This is a genomic window from Streptomyces sp. NPDC032822 (genome assembly GCF_055578825.1).
In genome coordinates this window covers 117033-132863 of sequence record NZ_JBVIOL010000002.1, presented here as the reverse complement: position 1 = coordinate 132863, position 15831 = coordinate 117033, and the positions used below count along the sequence as shown (strand labels likewise).

The following is a 15831-nucleotide window of genomic DNA, read 5'->3' as shown; positions in this document are numbered from 1 at the left end:
CCGCTCAGGCCGTCACCAGCACCACTTCCAGGGTGCGCGGCCCGTGCACCCCCTCCACCCGGTCCAGCTCGATGTCACTGGTGGCGGACGGCCCGGAGATCCAGGTCAACGGACGGGTCGGGACGAGGCGTTCGAGAGCCTGCGGCACGGACGCCACGACCTGCTCGGGGACCCGTACGACACAGATGTGGTGGTCGGGGACGAGCGTGATGCGGCGGCGGCCCTGGTCCGGGCTGCCGTCCAGCACGATCGTGCCGGTCTCGGCGACGGCCACCGCGCACGCGGTCACCACGCTGTCGACCCGGTCGAGTTCGTCCGGGGTGCTCTCCGCCCGGTCGGCGACGGGCTCGGCCTCCGCCGCCGACAGCCACTCCGGGGCCAGCCCCGGCGGTGCCAGCACGGTCCGCGCGCCCCGCGCGGCCAGCATCCCGGCGATCGTCGACGCCAGGTCGGCGCCGGTGCAGCGGTGCACGATCGCCCGGTAGTCCGCCAGGTTCTCGGCCAGCAGATCCACCGTCCCCTCGACATCGAGGCCACCGTGCTCGTTCTGGTAGTCCCGGGGAAACGCCTGCTCGTACGGCGTGTCGTCCGGCGGTACGTCCGCCAGCGCGCGCCGCACCCGGCCCAGGATCCGTTCCCTGCTGCTCACTTCGCGGCCCCCTTGTCGCCGTTGCCGCCCTGTGTCCGCTGCCACCAGTCGCGGAACGGCTCCGCCGGAACCGGCGGCAGGTCCCGTGTGCCGCTCCAGGCGCCGCCGGGACCGGGCAGGGTGCGCGGATGGAAGCGACGGGTGCGCGAGGCGAGCCGCTGGCCGGCCCGCAGCGCCCCCGGACGGGCGAACGCCCAGCGCGCCGCCCGCATCGCCGCCCGCTCGGCGGCATGTCCCTTGGCGGGCTTGAGCACCACCTTGTTGCCCTCCCGCGTCACCGGGCCGCCCTCGACGATCCGCTCCCGCAGATGCACCAGCACCTCGGGGATGTCGATGGCGACCGGGCACACCTCGTAGCAGGCCCCGCACAGCGAGGAGGCGTACGGCAGGGAGGCGTCGATGTCGCTCGCCGTCCCCCGGAGCTGGGGGCTGAGGATGGCCCCGATCGGCCCCGGGTAGACCGAGCCGTAGGCGTGGCCGCCGGCCCGCTCGTAGACCGGGCAGACGTTCAGGCACGCCGAGCAGCGGATGCAGCGCAGGGCCTGGCGGCCGACCTCGTCGGCGAGGGTGTCGGTGCGGCCGTTGTCGAGGAGGACCAGATGGAAGGTCCGCGGTCCGTCGGCGGTCTCGGAGTCCGTCGTCCCGGTCCACATCGACGTGTACGGGTTCATGCGCTCGGCCGTCGAGGAGCGGGGGAGGGTCTGCAGGAAGACCTCCAGGTCCCGCCAGGTCGGCACGATCTTCTCGATGCCGACGACCGAGATCAGCGTCTGAGGCAGGGTCAGGCACATCCGCCCGTTGCCCTCCGACTCGACGACCACCATCGTGCCCGTCTCGGCGACGATGAAGTTGGCGCCGGAGACACCGACCTTGGCGCGCAGGAACTTCTCCCGCAGGTGCAGCCGGGCCGCCTCGGCGAGTTCGGCGGGCGTGTCGGTGAGGCCCTCGGGGGCCGGGCGGCCCCACTCGCTCATCTCCCGCGCGAAGATCTCCCGGATCTCGCCCCGGTTGCGGTGGATCGCCGGGACGAGGATGTGCGAGGGCCGGTCCTTGCCCAACTGGACGATCAGCTCGGCGAGATCGGTCTCGTAGGCGTGGATGCCCTCGGCTTCCAGGGCCTCGTTGAGGCCGATCTCCTGCGTGGCCATCGACTTGACCTTGACGACCTCCGACTCGCCGGTCTCCTTGACGAGTGCGGTGACGATCCGGTTGGCCTCGTCGGCGTCGGCGGCCCAGTGGACGACACCGCCCGCGGCCGTCACCGACTCCTCCACCTGGAGGAGGTACCGGTCGAGGTGGAGCAGGGTGTGGTCCTTGATCCGCTTGCCGGCCTCCCGCAGCTCCGCCCAGTCGGACATCTCGGCCACGGCCTTGGCCCGCTTCGCCCGGATGGTGTGCGTGGCGTGCCGCAGATTGCCCCGCAGGGTCGGGTTGTTGACCGCCTCGTGCGCGGCCTCCGGGAAGGCCGGGTGGACGGGCGGGGGCGGGGGAAAGCCAGGCATTCCTACGAACGTTCCGCTCATACCGCCGGTTCCTCCTCCGTGCTCGCCAGGATCTCCGCGATGTGCACCGGCCGCATGCCGGTCCTGAGCCGGGTCATCGTCCCGCCGATGTGCATCAGGCAGGAGTTGTCGGCCGCGCACAGCACCTCGGCGCCCGTCGACTCGGCGTTGCGCACCTTGTCCGCGCCCATCGCCGCCGAGACGTCGGCGTTCTTCAGCGCGAACGTGCCGCCGAAGCCGCAGCACTCCTCGGCTCCCGGCAGCTCGGCCAGTTCCAGGCCCTTCACGGCCTGGAGCAGCCTGCGCGGCCGGTCGCCGAGACCGAGACTCCGCAGTCCGTGACAGGTCGGGTGGTACGTCACCGTGTGCGGGTAGTACGCGCCGACGTCCGTCACCCCCAGGACGTCCACCAGGAACTCCGTGAGCTCGTACGTCTTCGGCACGACCGGCGCCAGGGTGGCCGCGAGGGTGTCCCCACGCCCCTCGGCCCGGGCCCGCTCGCCCATCCTCGGATACAGCTCCCGCACCATCGCCCCGCAGGAACCCGACGGCGTCACGATCGCCTCGTACTCCCGGAAGACATCGGAGAAATGCCGGGCCAGCGGCTCCGCCTCGTGCCGGTAACCGGTGTTGTAGTGGGCCTGCCCGCAGCAGGTCTGCGCCATCGGGAAGTCGACGTCGACGCCCAGTCTGGTCAGCAGTTTCACCACGGCGCGCCCGGTGTCCGGATAGAGCGTGTCGTTGACACAGGTCAGGAACAGGGCGACACGCATCGCGGCTCCTTGTGGTCGGTCATCGGATGAGTGCAGCGTAGTCCGGGCTCGGGGCCCGGGGGAGTCCCCTTCACCGCACAGCGAGCCGGTCCTGTGCCTCGCGCCAGCGTTCCGGATCGCCCCGGGGCTCGTACCGGGTGAGCGGCTGGGTGCGGGTCAGCAGGTGCCGCATGCCGGTCAGGTCGCCCACCAGGCCGTGGGCCCGGGCCTGCACCAGGACGTTCCCGAGGGCCGCCGCCTCCGTCGGGCCGGCCACCACCGGCAGCCCGCAGGCGTCGGCGGTCAGCTGGCACAGCAGGGCGTTGCGGGTGCCGCCGCCGACGACGTGCACGACGTCGACCGGATGGTCGGCGAGCCGCTGCGCGTCCTCGACGGCCCGGCGGTGGGCGAGGGCGAGGGAGTCGAGGATGCAGCGCGTGATCTCGGCGGGCGACCGCGGCACCGGCTGGCCCGAGGCGCGGCACGCCTCGGCGATCCGCTCCGGCATCCGGCCCGGCGCCAGGAACCCGGCGTCCCCCGCGTCCACCACCGACCGCAGGGCGGGGACCTTCGCCGCCTCCAGGAGCAGGGCTCCCAGGTCGGGGTCCCCCCAGGCCCGTACGCACTCCTGGAGCAGCCACAGCCCCATGATGTTGCGGAGATAGCGGACCGTGCCGTTCAGCCCCAGTTCGTTGGTGAAGTTGGCGGCGCGGCTCTCCTCCGTCAGCACCGGCGCGGCCAGCTCCAGGCCGGCCAGGGACCAGGTGCCGGTGCAGATGTAGGCGAACCGTTCGCCGCCCGCCGGGACGGCCGCCACCGCGGACGCGGTGTCGTGGGAACCGACCGCCGTCACCGGGACCGGCCCGCTCAGCCCGGTCTCCTCCAGCACCTCAGGGCGCAGCACGCCCGCGGGATCGCCGGGCTGCCGCAGCGGCGCGAACAGACCGAGGTCGATGCCCAGCCGGGAGGCGATGTCCCGGGACCAGGTGCGCGTGCGGGGATCGATCAGCTGGGTCGTCGAGGCGTTGGTCAGTTCGGTGCCCTGCTCGCCCGTGAGCCAGTAGGAGAGCAGGTCGGGGATGAGCAACAGCCGCCTGGCGTATGCCAGTTGGGTGGTGGAGCGGGCGGCGACCAGCTGGTAGAGGGTGTTGAAGGGGGCGTACTGCAACCCGGTGGCCGCGTACAGCTCCTCGGCGGGCACGCTCGCCCACACCTTCTCCGCGACGCCCTCGGTCCGCGCGTCCCGGTAGTGCACGGGGTTGCCGAGCAGCGCCCCGTCGGCGTCGAGCAGGCCGTGGTCCACGGCCCAGCTGTCGATGCCGACGGAGTCGACCCGGCCCGCCGCCCGCAGCCCGTCGAGGACACCCGCGTACAGCCCGAGGACGTCCCAGCGCAGCCCCTCGGGCACCCGGACCGGCCGGTTGGGGAAGCGGTGTGCCTCGGTCAGCTCCAGGCTGTCGGGGCCGACGCGGCCGACCATGACCCGTCCACTGGACGCGCCGAGGTCGACCGCGGCGTACGACTTCACGGCCGCGCTCATCGCAGGAAGGCGGCCGCGACGCCGGCGTCGACCGGGACGTGCAGCCCGGTGGTGTGCGTCAGCTCCCCGCCCGTCAGCGCGAAGACCGCGTTCGCGACGTGCTCGGGCAGCACCTCGCGCTTGAGGATGGTCCGCTGGGCGTAGAACTCGCCCAGCTTCTCCTCCGGAACCCCGTACACGGCCGCCCGCTGGGCGCCCCAGCCGGCCGCGAAGATCCCGGAACCGCGCACGACGCCGTCCGGGTTGACCCCGTTGACGCGGATGCCGTGCTCGCCCAGCTCGGCGGCGAGCAGCCGCACCTGGTGGGCCTGGTCGGCCTTGGTCGCGGAGTAGGCGATGTTGTTGGGCCCGGCGAACACGGCGTTCTTCGACGCGATGTAGACGATGTCGCCGCCCAGCTCCTGCGCGATCATCACCCGGGCCGCCTCGCGCGAGACGAGGAACGAACCGCGGGCCATGATGTCGTGCTGGAGGTCCCAGTCCTTCGCGGACGTCTCCAGGAGCGGCTTGGAGATGGAGATCCCGGCGTTGTTGACCACCAGGTCCACCCCGCCGAAGGCCAGCGCCGCCGCCTTGAACGCCTCGGCGATCTGCTCCTCGGAGGTGACGTCCACGGCCACGGCGACGGCCTTGTCGGACCCGCCCAGCTCCTCGGCGACCTCCGCGGCGTTCTCGGCGTGGAGATCCGCGATGACGACACACGCGCCCTCCTCGACCAGCCGCCGCGCGATGGCCTTGCCGATCCCGCTGCCGGCGCCGGTGACGAGCGCGACCCGCGTCGCGAGCGGCTTGGGCTTCGGCATCCGCCGGAGCTTGGCCTCCTCAAGGGCCCAGTACTCGATCCGGAACTTCTCCGACTCCTCGATCGGCGCGTACGTCGAGACCGCCTCGGCCCCCCGCATCACGTTGATCGCGTTGACGTAGAACTCGCCGGCCACCCGCGCGGTCTGCTTGTCCTTGCCGAAGGAGAACATGCCCACGCCCGGGACCAGCACGATCGCCGGGTCGGCGCCGCGCATCGCGGGGGAGTCGGGCTCGGCGTGCCGCTGGTAGTAGGCGGCGTACTCCTCGCGGTACCCGGCGTGCAGCTCCTTCAGCCGTGCGATCGCCTCGTCCAGGGGAGCCGTCGGCGGCAGGTCCAGGACCAGCGGCCGGACCTTGGTGCGCAGGAAGTGGTCGGGGCAGGAGGTGCCGAGCGCGGCGAGCCGGGGGTGCTCGGCGCTCGCGAGGAAGTCGAGGACGACGTCGGCGTCGGTGAAGTGCCCGACCTGCGGCCGGTCCTGGGACGCCACGGCACGGACGTACGGCGCCAGGGCCGCCGCCCGGTCGCGCCGCTCGCCCTCGGGCAGTGCCCCGTACCCCTCGATCACCGGACCGAACGGCTCGGGCCTGCCCCGCTCGGCGAGGAAGGCCTCCGCGGTCCGGATGATGTGCAGCGAGTTGCGCTCGCACTCCTCGGACGTGTCGCCCCAGGCCGTGATCCCGTGCCCGCCGAGGACACAGCCGATCGCCTGCGGGTTGGCCTCCTTCACCGCCGCGATGTCCAGGCCGAGCTGGAAGCCGGGCCGCCGCCACGGCACCCACACCACCGTGTCGCCGAAGCACTCGGCGGTCAGCTTCTCCCCGTCGGCCGCACAGGCCAGCGCGATCCCGGAGTCCGGGTGCAGATGGTCGACGTGTGCCGCCTCGACGAGCCCGTGCATGGCGGTGTCGATGGACGGGGCGGCGCCTCCCTTGCCGTGCAGGCAGTAGTCGAACGCGGCGACCATCTCGTCCTCGCGCTCCACCCCCGGATACACGTCCTTCAGGCCGCGCAGCCGGTCGATCCGCAACACGGCCAGCCCACCGTCGGTGAGCGTCCCGAGATCCCCACCCGACCCCTTCACCCACATCAACTCGACGTCCCCGCCGGTCACGGGATCGATGTCGGTGCCCTTCGCGGACGTGTTGCCCCCCGCGTAGTTGGTGTTCCGGGGATCGGCGCCGAGCCGATGGGAGCGGCCCAGCAGAGCGGCGGCTTCGGGGTGGGGTGCCATGAGCTTCAGTCCTTCTGGAAGAGAGGGTGACTACAGCGCCCCTTCCTGGGGGCGCGGGGCTGTTTCACTGTGCGGCTCCGCCGCGTGGGCGCGACCAGACGCATCCGGCCGCGGCCGAAGTACTGCGGACCGCCTACGCGCCCCAGCCGGCCTGCTGCCCACCGACCCGCTCCGCCACGATCTTCTCGGCCCACCCGGACCTCCGATACGCGGCCATCGGATCCGCGTCGAGCCCCATCTCCTCACGGAGCGAGGCCAGCAACGGCCGGACGTCGGTGTTGTACGCGTCCATGATCACGGCGTTCGCTTCGAGCACGTCACCCGAGCGCTGCGCCACATCCAGCGCTGCCCGGTCCACGAGCAGCGCCTTCGCCGTGGCCTCCTGGACGTTCATCACCGACCGGATGATCGCGGGGATCTTCGCCTCGATGTTGTGGCACTGGTCGAGCATGAAGGCGACGTCGGGCGAGAACCCGCCGCCGCGGATCACCTCGTACATGATCCGGAACAGCTGGAAGGGATCGGCGGCACCCACCATCAGGTCGTCGTCCGCGTAGAACCGGGAGTTGAAGTCGAACGCGCCGAGCTTTCCCTCCCGCAGCAGGGTGGCGACGATGAACTCGATGTTGGTCCCCGGGGCGTGGTGCCCGGTGTCCACCACGACCTGTGCCTTCTCGCCGAGCTTGAGGCAGTGGGCGTAGGCCGTGCCCCAGTCGGGCACGTCCGTCGAGTAGAAGGCCGGCTCGAAGAACTTGTACTCCAGCAGCATGCGCTGCCCGTCACCGAGGCGGTCGTAGACCTCCGAGAGCGCCTCGGCGAGCCGGTCCTGTCGTTCCCGGAGGTCGTCCTGGCCGGGATAGTTCGTGCCGTCGGCGAACCACAGCTTCAGGTCCCGGGAGCCGGTGGCGTCCATGATGTCGACGCACTCCAGCAGATGGCCGAGCGCCTTGCGGCGCACCGCCGCGTCCGGGTGACAGACGCTGCCCAGCTTGTAGGCGTCGTCCTGGAACGTGTTCGAGTTGATCGCGCCCAGCTTCACGCCGCGTTCCTCGGCGAACTTCGCCAGCTCGGCGTACGCGTCGGGGCCTTCGACCTTGTCCCACGGGATGTGCAGGGCGACGGTCGGCGCGACGCCGGTGAACTCGTGCACCTTCGCCGCGTCCGCCAGCTTCTCCCACGGGTCGCGGGGGACACCTGCCTGGGCGAACACCTTGAAACGGGTGCCCGAGTTCCCGTACGCCCACGACGGCGTCTCTACGGCCTGGGTCTTGAGCGCGGCCTTCACCGCGGCGAGCTCGGTCACTTCGTGGCTCCTCGGTATGAATCGATTCAGAGCGTGAAGCTATGGGTGTCCCGTAGGGGTGTCAAGGGGTGCGGCAGACCCTGCCGTCCGTGCTCTGACCGTGACCTTTGGCTATCGAAACTTTTTCGAGGCGGACCCATTGACGTGACATGGCTGGCGCGCCTAACGTCCCGGCAACCAAGTTGAAACCTTTCACGACGCTGAGACGGCCACCGCCGGCGTTGTCGAGGAGCCCCTCATGACCCACCCGTCCGAAGCGGGTCCGGCCCCGGTGTTGTCGCTCAAGGACGTGTCGAAGTCCTTCGGAGCGGTGCGCGCCCTGCGGGACGTGTCCCTGGAACTGTTTCCCGGTGAGGTGCACGCGCTCGCCGGAGAGAACGGCGCGGGCAAGTCGACCCTCATCAAGACCCTCGCGGGGGTGCACCGACCGGACGCCGGCCAGGTACTCCTCGACGGTGCGCCCGTTCAGTTCCACGGCCCCGGCGACGCCCGCGACGCCGGCATCGCCGTGATCTACCAGGAGCCCACGCTCTTCCCCGACCTGTCGATCGCCGAGAACATCTTCATGGGCCGCCAGCCCCGGCGCGCTCTCGGCCGGATCGACCACAGGGCCACGCACACCGCGACCCTGGCCCTGATGCGGCGCCTCGGCGTCGAACTCGACCCCGACCGGCCCGCCCGCGGCCTCTCGATCGCCGACCAGCAGATCGTCGAGATCGCCAAGGCCCTCTCCTTCGACGCCCGCGTCCTGATCATGGACGAGCCCACCGCGGCCCTCACCGGCAGCGAGGTGGCCCGGCTCTTCGGAGTCGTGCGCACCCTGCGCGAACAGGGCGCCGCCGTCCTCTTCATCTCGCACCGCCTGGAGGAGATCTTCCGGATCTGCCAACGGGTCACCACCCTCCGGGACGGCGCCTGGATCTCCAGCGAGCCGATCGAGGGCATGACCGAGGACGATCTCGTGCGCCGCATGGTCGGCCGGGACCTCGACGAGCTGTACCCGAAGCAGGACGTCCGGCCCGGCGAAGTCGCCCTGAGCGTACGCCGGCTGACCCGGGAGGGCGTCTTCACCGACGTGTCCTTCGACGTCCGGCACGGCGAGATCGTCGGCCTCGCCGGACTCGTCGGCGCCGGCCGTACCGAGGTGGCCCGGGCCGTCTTCGGCATCGACCGCTGGGACGCGGGCGAGGTCGAGGTCCAGGGCCGCGCCCTCACCAACGGGGCCCCCTCCACCGCCATGGCCGCGGGGCTCGCCCTCGTGCCCGAGGACCGGCGCGCCCAGGGTCTCGTGATGGGCATGTCCATCGAGCGCAACATCGGGCTCACCGGACTCCGCACCAGTGTCAGGGCGGGCCTCGTCGACCGGGGCGCCGAGCGCAGCCGCTCCCTCGACTGGGCCGTCAAGCTCCAGGTGAAGTACGCCCGGATCGCCGACAGCGTCTCCACCCTGTCCGGCGGCAACCAGCAGAAGGTCGTCCTCGCCAAGTGGCTCGCCACCGGCCCCAGGGTGCTGATCGTCGACGAGCCGACCCGTGGCATCGACGTCGGCACCAAGGCCGAGGTGCACCGGCTGCTCAGCGAGCTGGCCGCCGACGGCGTCGCCGTCCTGATGATCTCCTCCGACCTGCCCGAGATCCTCGGCATGGCCGACCGGGTGCTCGTGATGCACGAGGGGCGCCTCGCCGCCGAGATCCCGCGCGCGGAGGCCACCGAGGAGTCCGTGATGGCCGCGGCCACCGGGAGGGCCGCCGCATGACACGCCCTACGACCGCGAACTCCCCTCGGCACGGCGGGCCGTACGACCACGAACTCCCCTCGGAGGGCCGCCGCATGACACCGACAACCTTCTGGAGGGTTGCCGCATGACGGTCACCGCCCCCGACCAGGCCCCCGTCACCGAGGTGCCCAAATCCAGCGGCACCCGCCTGGTCGACCGTGTCTTCAAGATGCGTGAACTCGCCATCCTGCTCGTCTTCCTGGTGATGATCGTCCTCACCCAGGCGGGCAACAGCGAGTTCCTGTCCGAGCAGGGCATCAAGGACCTGCTGCTGAACGCGACCATCCTGGTGCTGGTCGCCACCGGCCAGGCGCTGGTCGTCATCACCCGCAACGTCGACCTGTCCGTCGGATCGACCCTCGGCATCACCGCGTTCGCCGCCGGCCTCTATCTCCAGGGCGGCGGAAACCCGGTCGTGGCCGTCGTCCTGGCGGTCCTGCTCGGGATCGGCTGCGGCCTGCTGAACGGCCTGCTCGTCAGCCTCGGCCAGGTGCCCGCCCTCGTCGTCACCCTCGGCACCCTCTACATCATCCGCGGCGTCGACTCCATCTGGGTCGGCTCCCGGCAGATCACCGCGGCCGACCTGCCGGGCGGATTCGTCGACTTCGGCTCCGGCGGCCTCTCGGCCGTGCCGTGGCTGGCGATGATCGCCCTGGTCGTGCTGGTGGCGACCGCCTACTACCTCAAGCACTTCGGCAGCGGCCGCGAGCTCTACGCCCTCGGCTCCAACCCCGAGGCCGCCCGCCTCGCCGGTATCCCGGTCCGCAAGCGGATCCTCGCCGCGTACACCTTCTGCGGAGCCCTCGCCGGCCTCGCCGGCGCCATGTACCTGGCCCGGTTCGGCAACGTCGACTCCGGTACCGGAAACGGCTACGAACTCACCGTGGTCAGCGCGGTCGTGGTCGGCGGTGTGGTGTTCACCGGCGGCTCCGGCAGCGTCTACGGGGCCGCCCTCGGAGCCCTGCTCCTGACCTCCATCAACAGCGTGCTGCCCGCCCTCGGCGTCAGCTCGGTGTGGGTGCTCGCCATCAACGGCGTCCTGCTCATCCTCGCCATCGCGGTCGACCGGATCGTCGCCCTGCGCGTGGCCTCGGCCCTGAAGAAGAAGTCGGCCGCGGTCAGGACCACCGCCGGCCCCGTGGAGACCCCTGTGAAGACCTCTGTGAAGAAGGGAGACGCCGACCATGCCTGAGTCACTCACCCGTGCCGTCCGCTGGGACACGGTGGTCGGCGCCCTCCTCATCGTCCTGCTGTTGCTGTCCTTCTCCTCCGTGGACGGCTTCGGCAACGCCCTCAACCTGTCGTTCCTGATCGGCAACACCCTGCCCATCGCGCTGATCGCCCTGCCGATGACGCTCCTGGTGGTCTCCGGCGAGATCGACCTCTCGGTCGCCTCCACGGCCGGGCTGTCCGGCGCGGTCATGGGGTACCTGTGGAACCAGGGCATGACCATCGAGGCGATCATCCCGATCTGCCTGCTGCTGGGCGTCGTCTGCGGACTGATCAACGGCCTGCTGGTCACCCGGCTCGGACTGCCCTCCCTCGCCGTCACCATCGGCACCCTCGCCGCCTACCGGGGCATCGCACAGATCGTCCTCGGCTCCGACGCCGTGACCGACTTCCCCATCCAGTACCTGGACTTCGCGGCCGGACGCGTCGGCGACACGTTCGTCCCGCAGGCCCTCCTGCCCTTCCTGGTGCTGCTCGCCATCGCCGTGGTCGTCCTGCACGCCACCCCGTTCGGACGGTCGCTGTTCGCGATCGGCGCCAACGAGGAGGCCGCCCGCTTCGCCGGCATCCGCGTCAAGCGGCACAAGCTGATCCTGTTCACGGTGACCGGTCTGATGGCCTCCCTCACCGGCATCTTCTGGGCGCTGCACTACGCCAGCGCCCGCTACGACAACGCCACCGGTCTGGAACTGTCCGTCGTCGCCGCCGTACTGCTCGGCGGCATCGACTTCGACGGTGGCAAGGGCACGCTCGGCGGCGCGATCGCGGGAGTCTTCCTGCTCGGCGCACTGCAGAACGTGATGAGTCTCCTGAACGTCTCCGCGCAGTCGCAGATCGTCGTCACCGGCGTCCTGCTCGTCGTCTCCGTGCTCGGCCCCCGGGTCGCACGGCAGATCTCGGTCGCGAGGGCGGGTCGCAGAGCCGCCTCGACCCCGACCTCGTCCCTCACCTCAGCCCCGTAAAGGAATCACCGCCATGCGCAAGTCGACGCTCCGCCGCACCTGTGCCACCCTCGCCGCCGTCACCTCCCTCGCCCTGGCCGCCACCGCCTGCGGCGGCACCACCAAGGAGGACGTCAAGAGCGAGAGCACCGGCTCCGCCGCCTCCGCCGGCAAGGCCGACCCGAACGCCGCCCTGAAGAAGGGCCTGACCGTCGGCTTCCTGCCGAAGCAGGTCAACAACCCCTACTTCACCTCCGCCGACAAGGGCGGCGAGGCGGCCCTTAAGGAACTGGGCTCCAGCTACAAGGAGGTCGGCCCCTCCAGCGCCACCGACACCTCCGGCCAGGTCTCCTACGTCAACACGCTCACCCAGCAGCAGGTCGACGCGATGGCCGTCTCCGCCCAGGACCCGGGCGCCCTGTGCACCGCGCTCAAGCAGGCCATGAGCAACAAGATCAAGGTCGTCACCTACGACTCGGACACCAACCCCGGCTGCCGCAACGCCTTCGTCTCGCAGGCCAGCGCCGAGGACCTGGGCCGCACCGAGGTCCAGCTGCTCGCCGAACAGATCGGCTACAAGGGCGAGATCGCGATCCTGTCGGCCGCGCAGACCGCGACCAACCAGAACACCTGGATCGAGTTCATGAAGGACGAACTCAAGGACGCCAAGTACAAGGACATCAAGCTGGTCAAGGTCGCCTACGGCAACGACGACGCCCAGCAGTCCTTCCAGCAGACCCAGGGTCTCCTCCAGGAGTACCCGAACCTGAAGGGGATCATCTCCCCGACCACCGTCGGCATCAAGGCCGCCGCCCAGTACCTGTCGGGCTCCAAGTACAAGGGCAAGGTCAAGCTGACCGGCCTCGGCACCCCCAACGACATGCGCAAGTACGTCAAGAACGGCACCGTCGAGGGCTTCGAGCTGTGGGACCCGTCCAAGCTCGGCGAGCTGGCCGCCCGCACCGCCGTCGCGCTCGTCTCCGGCCAGATCACCGGCAAGGAGGGCGAGACCTTCAAGGCCGGCGACATGGGTGAGTACACCATCGGCAAGGACGGCGTGATCAGCCTCGGCAAGCCGACCGTGTTCGACGCCAAGAACATCGACCAGTTCAACTTCTAGGCATCGGAGGGTCGTTGATGCAGCGCGTGTGCTTCCTGCTGAAGGTCCGGGCGGACCGTCTCGCCGAGTACCGCGAGCGGCACGCCACCGTGTGGCCCGAGATGCTCGACGCCCTCTCGGCCACCGGCTGGCACAACTACTCGCTCTTCCTGCGCGACGACGGCCTGCTCGTCGGCTACCTGGAGACCGAGGACTTCGCCGCCGCCCAGGCCGGCATGGAGGGCACCGACGTCAACGCCCGCTGGCAGGCGGAGATGGCGCCGTTCTTCGAATCGCTGGACGGCGCCCGTCCCGACGAGGCCATGAAACCGCTCACCGAGGTGTTCCACCTGGCCTGATCCCCACAGGCCACCGCTCCCCGCTCCCCGTTTCACCGCTCCTCGCCCTCTCACCTCGCCGACAATGGAGTCCCCCGAGATGAACAGACGTACGTTGCTGGGCGCCGCCCTCGCCGGCGCCGTGGTGTCCCCCGCGCTCGCCGCCGGCACGGCACGGGCCGCCGACCCCGGCCCCTCGGTCACCCGGACCGGCAACACCACGCTCGACAGCCAGGCCATCTTCTTCGTGTCCTACGACGGCCTGGTCAACAACAACTCGTTCCAGAAGAACGGGCTGCTGACCTACAAGGGCTACCAGTACGCCGTCTGGTACACCGCCGACCGCAACGCCGTCGTCGGCCGCCGCATCCTCGGCGGCACCACCTGGGCCACCGTCCAGGTCGGCCACACCCTGCGCTACAACGACTCCCACAACGTCATCTCCATGGGCGTCTCCAAGATCGACGGCCGTCTCCACCTCAACATGGACTCCCACAGCGACGGCTTCACCTACGTCAAGTCGGTGGCCGGCCTGATGGACAACCCGGCCGGGCTGAGCTGGACCGCGAGCCGCTTCGGCGCCGCCCAGTCCACCCTGGACGGGCTGGCGCTCACCTCGCAGTTCACCTACCCCCAGTTCATCTCCACCCCGGACGGCAAGCTCCAGCTCAGCTACCGCGTCGCCGTCTCCGGCAACGGCCGCAACGCCCTCGCCGAGTACGACGGCACCGGCTGGACCAACCTCGGCGAGTGGTCGAGCTCCACCGGCACCTACACCAGCGAGCACGGCTCCAGCACGGTCCGCAACATGTACCTGCACGGCATCGACTACGACAAGAACGGGCGCCTGCACTCCTTCTTCACCTGGCGCGAGCAGAACGGCGCCGTGATGTGCAGCAGCGGCGGCATCACCAACCACGACACCGGCTACGTCTACTCCGACGACCGCGGCCGCACCTGGCGCAACAACGCCGGCACCCTGGTCGGCACCACCGGCGGCTCCGACAAGGTCGCGGTCACCGACGGCGGCCTGGTCGTCGACGCGCTCAACCCGGACCACTCCCTGATGAACCAGGAGAGCCAGTTCACCGACTCCGCCGGCCGCCCGCACGCGATCATCAGCTACGTCCCCGGCCGCTTCGGCCAGTGCACGACGAACTACGTGAGCGACCGCACCGCCAACGGCCGCGCCTTCCACCTGCGCAGGAACGCGTCGGGCAGCTGGCAGAAGACCGAGATCCCGGTCGCCCTGAACTCCAGCCAGCGCACCAGGCTGATCCTCGACAAGTACGACAACGCGTACGCGATCCTCCCCTTCGGCCGGATCGCCGGAGCCTCCGCGGCCTCCGGGTACACCGACTGGGCCGTCCTGTTCGACGGCAGCGGCCTCAACGCCTTCGGCGAGGTCGTCGTCGACGAGACCCGCGTCGCGCAGGACAACGTCCTGTCGGTGCTCTACCAGGAGAAGTCGACCGGTACGACCCCCTCGGCGCTCCACGTGGTCGACTTCCGACTGCCCGCCTGACCCGATCGGGAGTGCGGCGGGAGAGCGGTACTGTGAAGGTCTTCCCGCCGCACTCGTTCCTCATCGTTCCTCTGGAGGTCCCCGTCCGATGGCCCAGTCGGTGGGTATAAAGGACGTCGCCCGTGCCGCCGGAGTCTCCGTCGGCACCGTCTCGAACGTCATCAACCGCCCGGACAGCGTCGCCACCGAGACCCGGGCACGCGTGCTGTCCGCGATCGACCGGCTCGGCTACGTCCGCAGCGAGTCCGCGCGTCAGCTCCGCGCGGGCCGCAGCCGGATCATGGGCCTGCTCGTCCTCGACATGGGCAACCCCTTCTTCGTCGACGTGGCGCGCGGCGCCGAACGGGCCGCGCGCGCCACGGGCCTCGGCGTGATGGTCTGCAACAGCGCCCAGAACCCGGGCGAGGAGGCCGAGTACCTCTCGCTCTTCGCCGAACAGCGGGTCCGGGGCGTCCTGCTGACCCCCGCCGACGCGACCGGCCGCAACATCGAGTCCTTCCGCCGCCACGGCATCCCCTTCGTCCTCGTCGACCGGGTCGCCGAGGGCACCACCGAGTGCTCGGTCTCCGTGGACGACGTGGCCGGCGGCGCCCTCGCGGTCCGCCATCTCGTCGACGCCGGCCACCGCTCCCTCGCCTACGTCAGCGGCCCGCCCGGCCTCAACCAGGTCCGCGACCGCCGCACCGGCGCCCTCAACGCGCTCGCCGAGGCCGGGCTCGGCCCCGACGCGCTGCGCGAGCTGCCCACCGAACGCCTCGACGTGGCGGCCGGCCGGGACGCCGGCGCCCGCCTGCTCGGCCTCGCCGACCGCCCCACCGCCGTGTTCTGCGCCAACGACCTGCTCGCCCTGGGCGTCCTCCAGGCCATGTACGCGGCCGGCGTCGACGTCCCCGACGAACTCGCGATCGTCGGTTACGACGACATCGAGTTCGCCGCCGCCGCGGCCGTCCCGCTGACCTCGGTCCGCCAGCCCGCCGTCACCATGGGCGCCATGGCCGCCGAACTCCTCCTGGAGGAGACGGAGGCCGAGACCTCGCCGCGCGGGCACACGCACCGCCGGGTCGTGCTCCAGCCGGAACTGGTCGTGCGCCGCTCCAGCCTCTCGTCCCGCTGACCCCGCATTCAGTACGATTTCATGA

13 protein-coding genes are annotated in these 15831 nt (G+C 70.8%); 7 read left to right on the top strand and 6 right to left on the bottom strand.

Translation table 11 applies throughout. The features are described from left to right. Window positions 1-4: 4 nt before the first annotated feature. From ACZ5VD_RS06270 to rhaI, 6 genes are all read right to left on the bottom strand, one after another. A complete protein-coding gene (locus tag ACZ5VD_RS06270) occupies window positions 5-649 on the bottom strand; it encodes a LutC/YkgG family protein (protein ID WP_468548566.1) in 645 nt (214 codons plus the stop codon). Next, window positions 646-2172: a LutB/LldF family L-lactate oxidation iron-sulfur protein gene (locus tag ACZ5VD_RS06265; protein ID WP_468681108.1), complete on the bottom strand. Its 1527-nt coding sequence runs from the start codon at window positions 2170-2172 to the stop codon at window positions 646-648. Before ACZ5VD_RS06265 ends, ACZ5VD_RS06270 begins: the two co-directional genes overlap by 4 nt. Further along, window positions 2169-2924, bottom strand: coding sequence for a (Fe-S)-binding protein (locus ACZ5VD_RS06260; protein WP_468548568.1), 756 nt, complete (start codon window positions 2922-2924; stop codon window positions 2169-2171). The genes ACZ5VD_RS06265 and ACZ5VD_RS06260 overlap by 4 nt, the downstream gene beginning before the upstream one ends. Window positions 2925-2994: 70 nt before the next feature. Continuing rightward, a complete protein-coding gene (locus ACZ5VD_RS06255) occupies window positions 2995-4443 on the bottom strand; it encodes a rhamnulokinase (RefSeq protein ID WP_468681106.1) in 1449 nt (482 codons plus the stop codon). Beyond that, window positions 4440-6479, bottom strand: a complete 2040-nt coding sequence (locus ACZ5VD_RS06250; protein WP_468548570.1) for a bifunctional aldolase/short-chain dehydrogenase — start codon at window positions 6477-6479, stop codon at window positions 4440-4442. Before ACZ5VD_RS06250 ends, ACZ5VD_RS06255 begins: the two co-directional genes overlap by 4 nt. A 133-nt stretch (window positions 6480-6612) precedes the next feature. Beyond that, entirely contained in the window at window positions 6613-7782 is a 1170-nt protein-coding gene (gene rhaI, locus ACZ5VD_RS06245) for an L-rhamnose isomerase (RefSeq protein ID WP_468681104.1), read from the bottom strand. A gap of 238 nt (window positions 7783-8020) precedes the next feature. Between rhaI and ACZ5VD_RS06240 the strand changes: the two genes are divergently transcribed. From ACZ5VD_RS06240 to ACZ5VD_RS06210, 7 genes are all read left to right on the top strand, one after another. Continuing rightward, entirely contained in the window at window positions 8021-9538 is a 1518-nt protein-coding gene (locus tag ACZ5VD_RS06240; protein WP_468548572.1) for a sugar ABC transporter ATP-binding protein, read from the top strand. Between the two features lie 106 nt (window positions 9539-9644). Beyond that, window positions 9645-10751 carry an ABC transporter permease gene (locus ACZ5VD_RS06235; RefSeq protein ID WP_468548573.1) on the top strand — a complete coding sequence of 369 codons (1107 nt, stop codon included), beginning with the start codon at window positions 9645-9647 and terminating at the stop codon, window positions 10749-10751. Further along, window positions 10744-11751, top strand: a complete 1008-nt coding sequence (locus ACZ5VD_RS06230; protein ID WP_468681102.1) for an ABC transporter permease — start codon at window positions 10744-10746, stop codon at window positions 11749-11751. Before ACZ5VD_RS06235 ends, ACZ5VD_RS06230 begins: the two co-directional genes overlap by 8 nt. Before the next feature lie 13 nt (window positions 11752-11764). Then, complete coding sequence (rhaS, locus tag ACZ5VD_RS06225) at window positions 11765-12850, top strand: rhamnose ABC transporter substrate-binding protein (protein ID WP_468681100.1); 1086 nt, start codon at window positions 11765-11767, stop codon at window positions 12848-12850. A 17-nt stretch (window positions 12851-12867) separates the two neighbouring features. Continuing rightward, window positions 12868-13188, top strand: coding sequence for an L-rhamnose mutarotase (locus tag ACZ5VD_RS06220; RefSeq protein WP_468548576.1), 321 nt, complete (start codon window positions 12868-12870; stop codon window positions 13186-13188). A gap of 79 nt (window positions 13189-13267) precedes the next feature. After that, window positions 13268-14692: a BNR repeat-containing protein gene (locus tag ACZ5VD_RS06215; RefSeq protein WP_468548577.1), complete on the top strand. Its 1425-nt coding sequence runs from the start codon at window positions 13268-13270 to the stop codon at window positions 14690-14692. An 88-nt stretch (window positions 14693-14780) separates the two neighbouring features. Then, window positions 14781-15806: a LacI family DNA-binding transcriptional regulator gene (locus ACZ5VD_RS06210; RefSeq protein ID WP_468681098.1), complete on the top strand. Its 1026-nt coding sequence runs from the start codon at window positions 14781-14783 to the stop codon at window positions 15804-15806. Window positions 15807-15831: the final 25 nt, after the last annotated feature.

Excerpts from the sequence above, each read along its gene's own strand:
- rhaS (WP_468681100.1), top strand. The coding sequence starts at position 11,765 with ATGCGCAAGTCGACGCTCCGCCGCACCTGTGCCACCCTCGCCGCCGTC.
- ACZ5VD_RS06260 (WP_468548568.1), bottom strand. The coding sequence starts at position 2,924 with ATGCGTGTCGCCCTGTTCCTGACCTGTGTCAACGACACGCTCTATCCG.
- ACZ5VD_RS06265 (WP_468681108.1), bottom strand. The coding sequence starts at position 2,172 with ATGAGCGGAACGTTCGTAGGAATGCCTGGCTTTCCCCCGCCCCCGCCC.
- ACZ5VD_RS06235 (WP_468548573.1), top strand. The coding sequence starts at position 9,645 with ATGACGGTCACCGCCCCCGACCAGGCCCCCGTCACCGAGGTGCCCAAA.
- ACZ5VD_RS06220 (WP_468548576.1), top strand. The coding sequence starts at position 12,868 with ATGCAGCGCGTGTGCTTCCTGCTGAAGGTCCGGGCGGACCGTCTCGCC.
- ACZ5VD_RS06215 (WP_468548577.1), top strand. The coding sequence starts at position 13,268 with ATGAACAGACGTACGTTGCTGGGCGCCGCCCTCGCCGGCGCCGTGGTG.
- ACZ5VD_RS06240 (WP_468548572.1), top strand. The coding sequence starts at position 8,021 with ATGACCCACCCGTCCGAAGCGGGTCCGGCCCCGGTGTTGTCGCTCAAG.
- ACZ5VD_RS06230 (WP_468681102.1), top strand. The coding sequence starts at position 10,744 with ATGCCTGAGTCACTCACCCGTGCCGTCCGCTGGGACACGGTGGTCGGC.
- ACZ5VD_RS06210 (WP_468681098.1), top strand. The coding sequence starts at position 14,781 with ATGGCCCAGTCGGTGGGTATAAAGGACGTCGCCCGTGCCGCCGGAGTC.
- ACZ5VD_RS06250 (WP_468548570.1), bottom strand. The coding sequence starts at position 6,479 with ATGGCACCCCACCCCGAAGCCGCCGCTCTGCTGGGCCGCTCCCATCGG.
- ACZ5VD_RS06255 (WP_468681106.1), bottom strand. The coding sequence starts at position 4,443 with ATGAGCGCGGCCGTGAAGTCGTACGCCGCGGTCGACCTCGGCGCGTCC.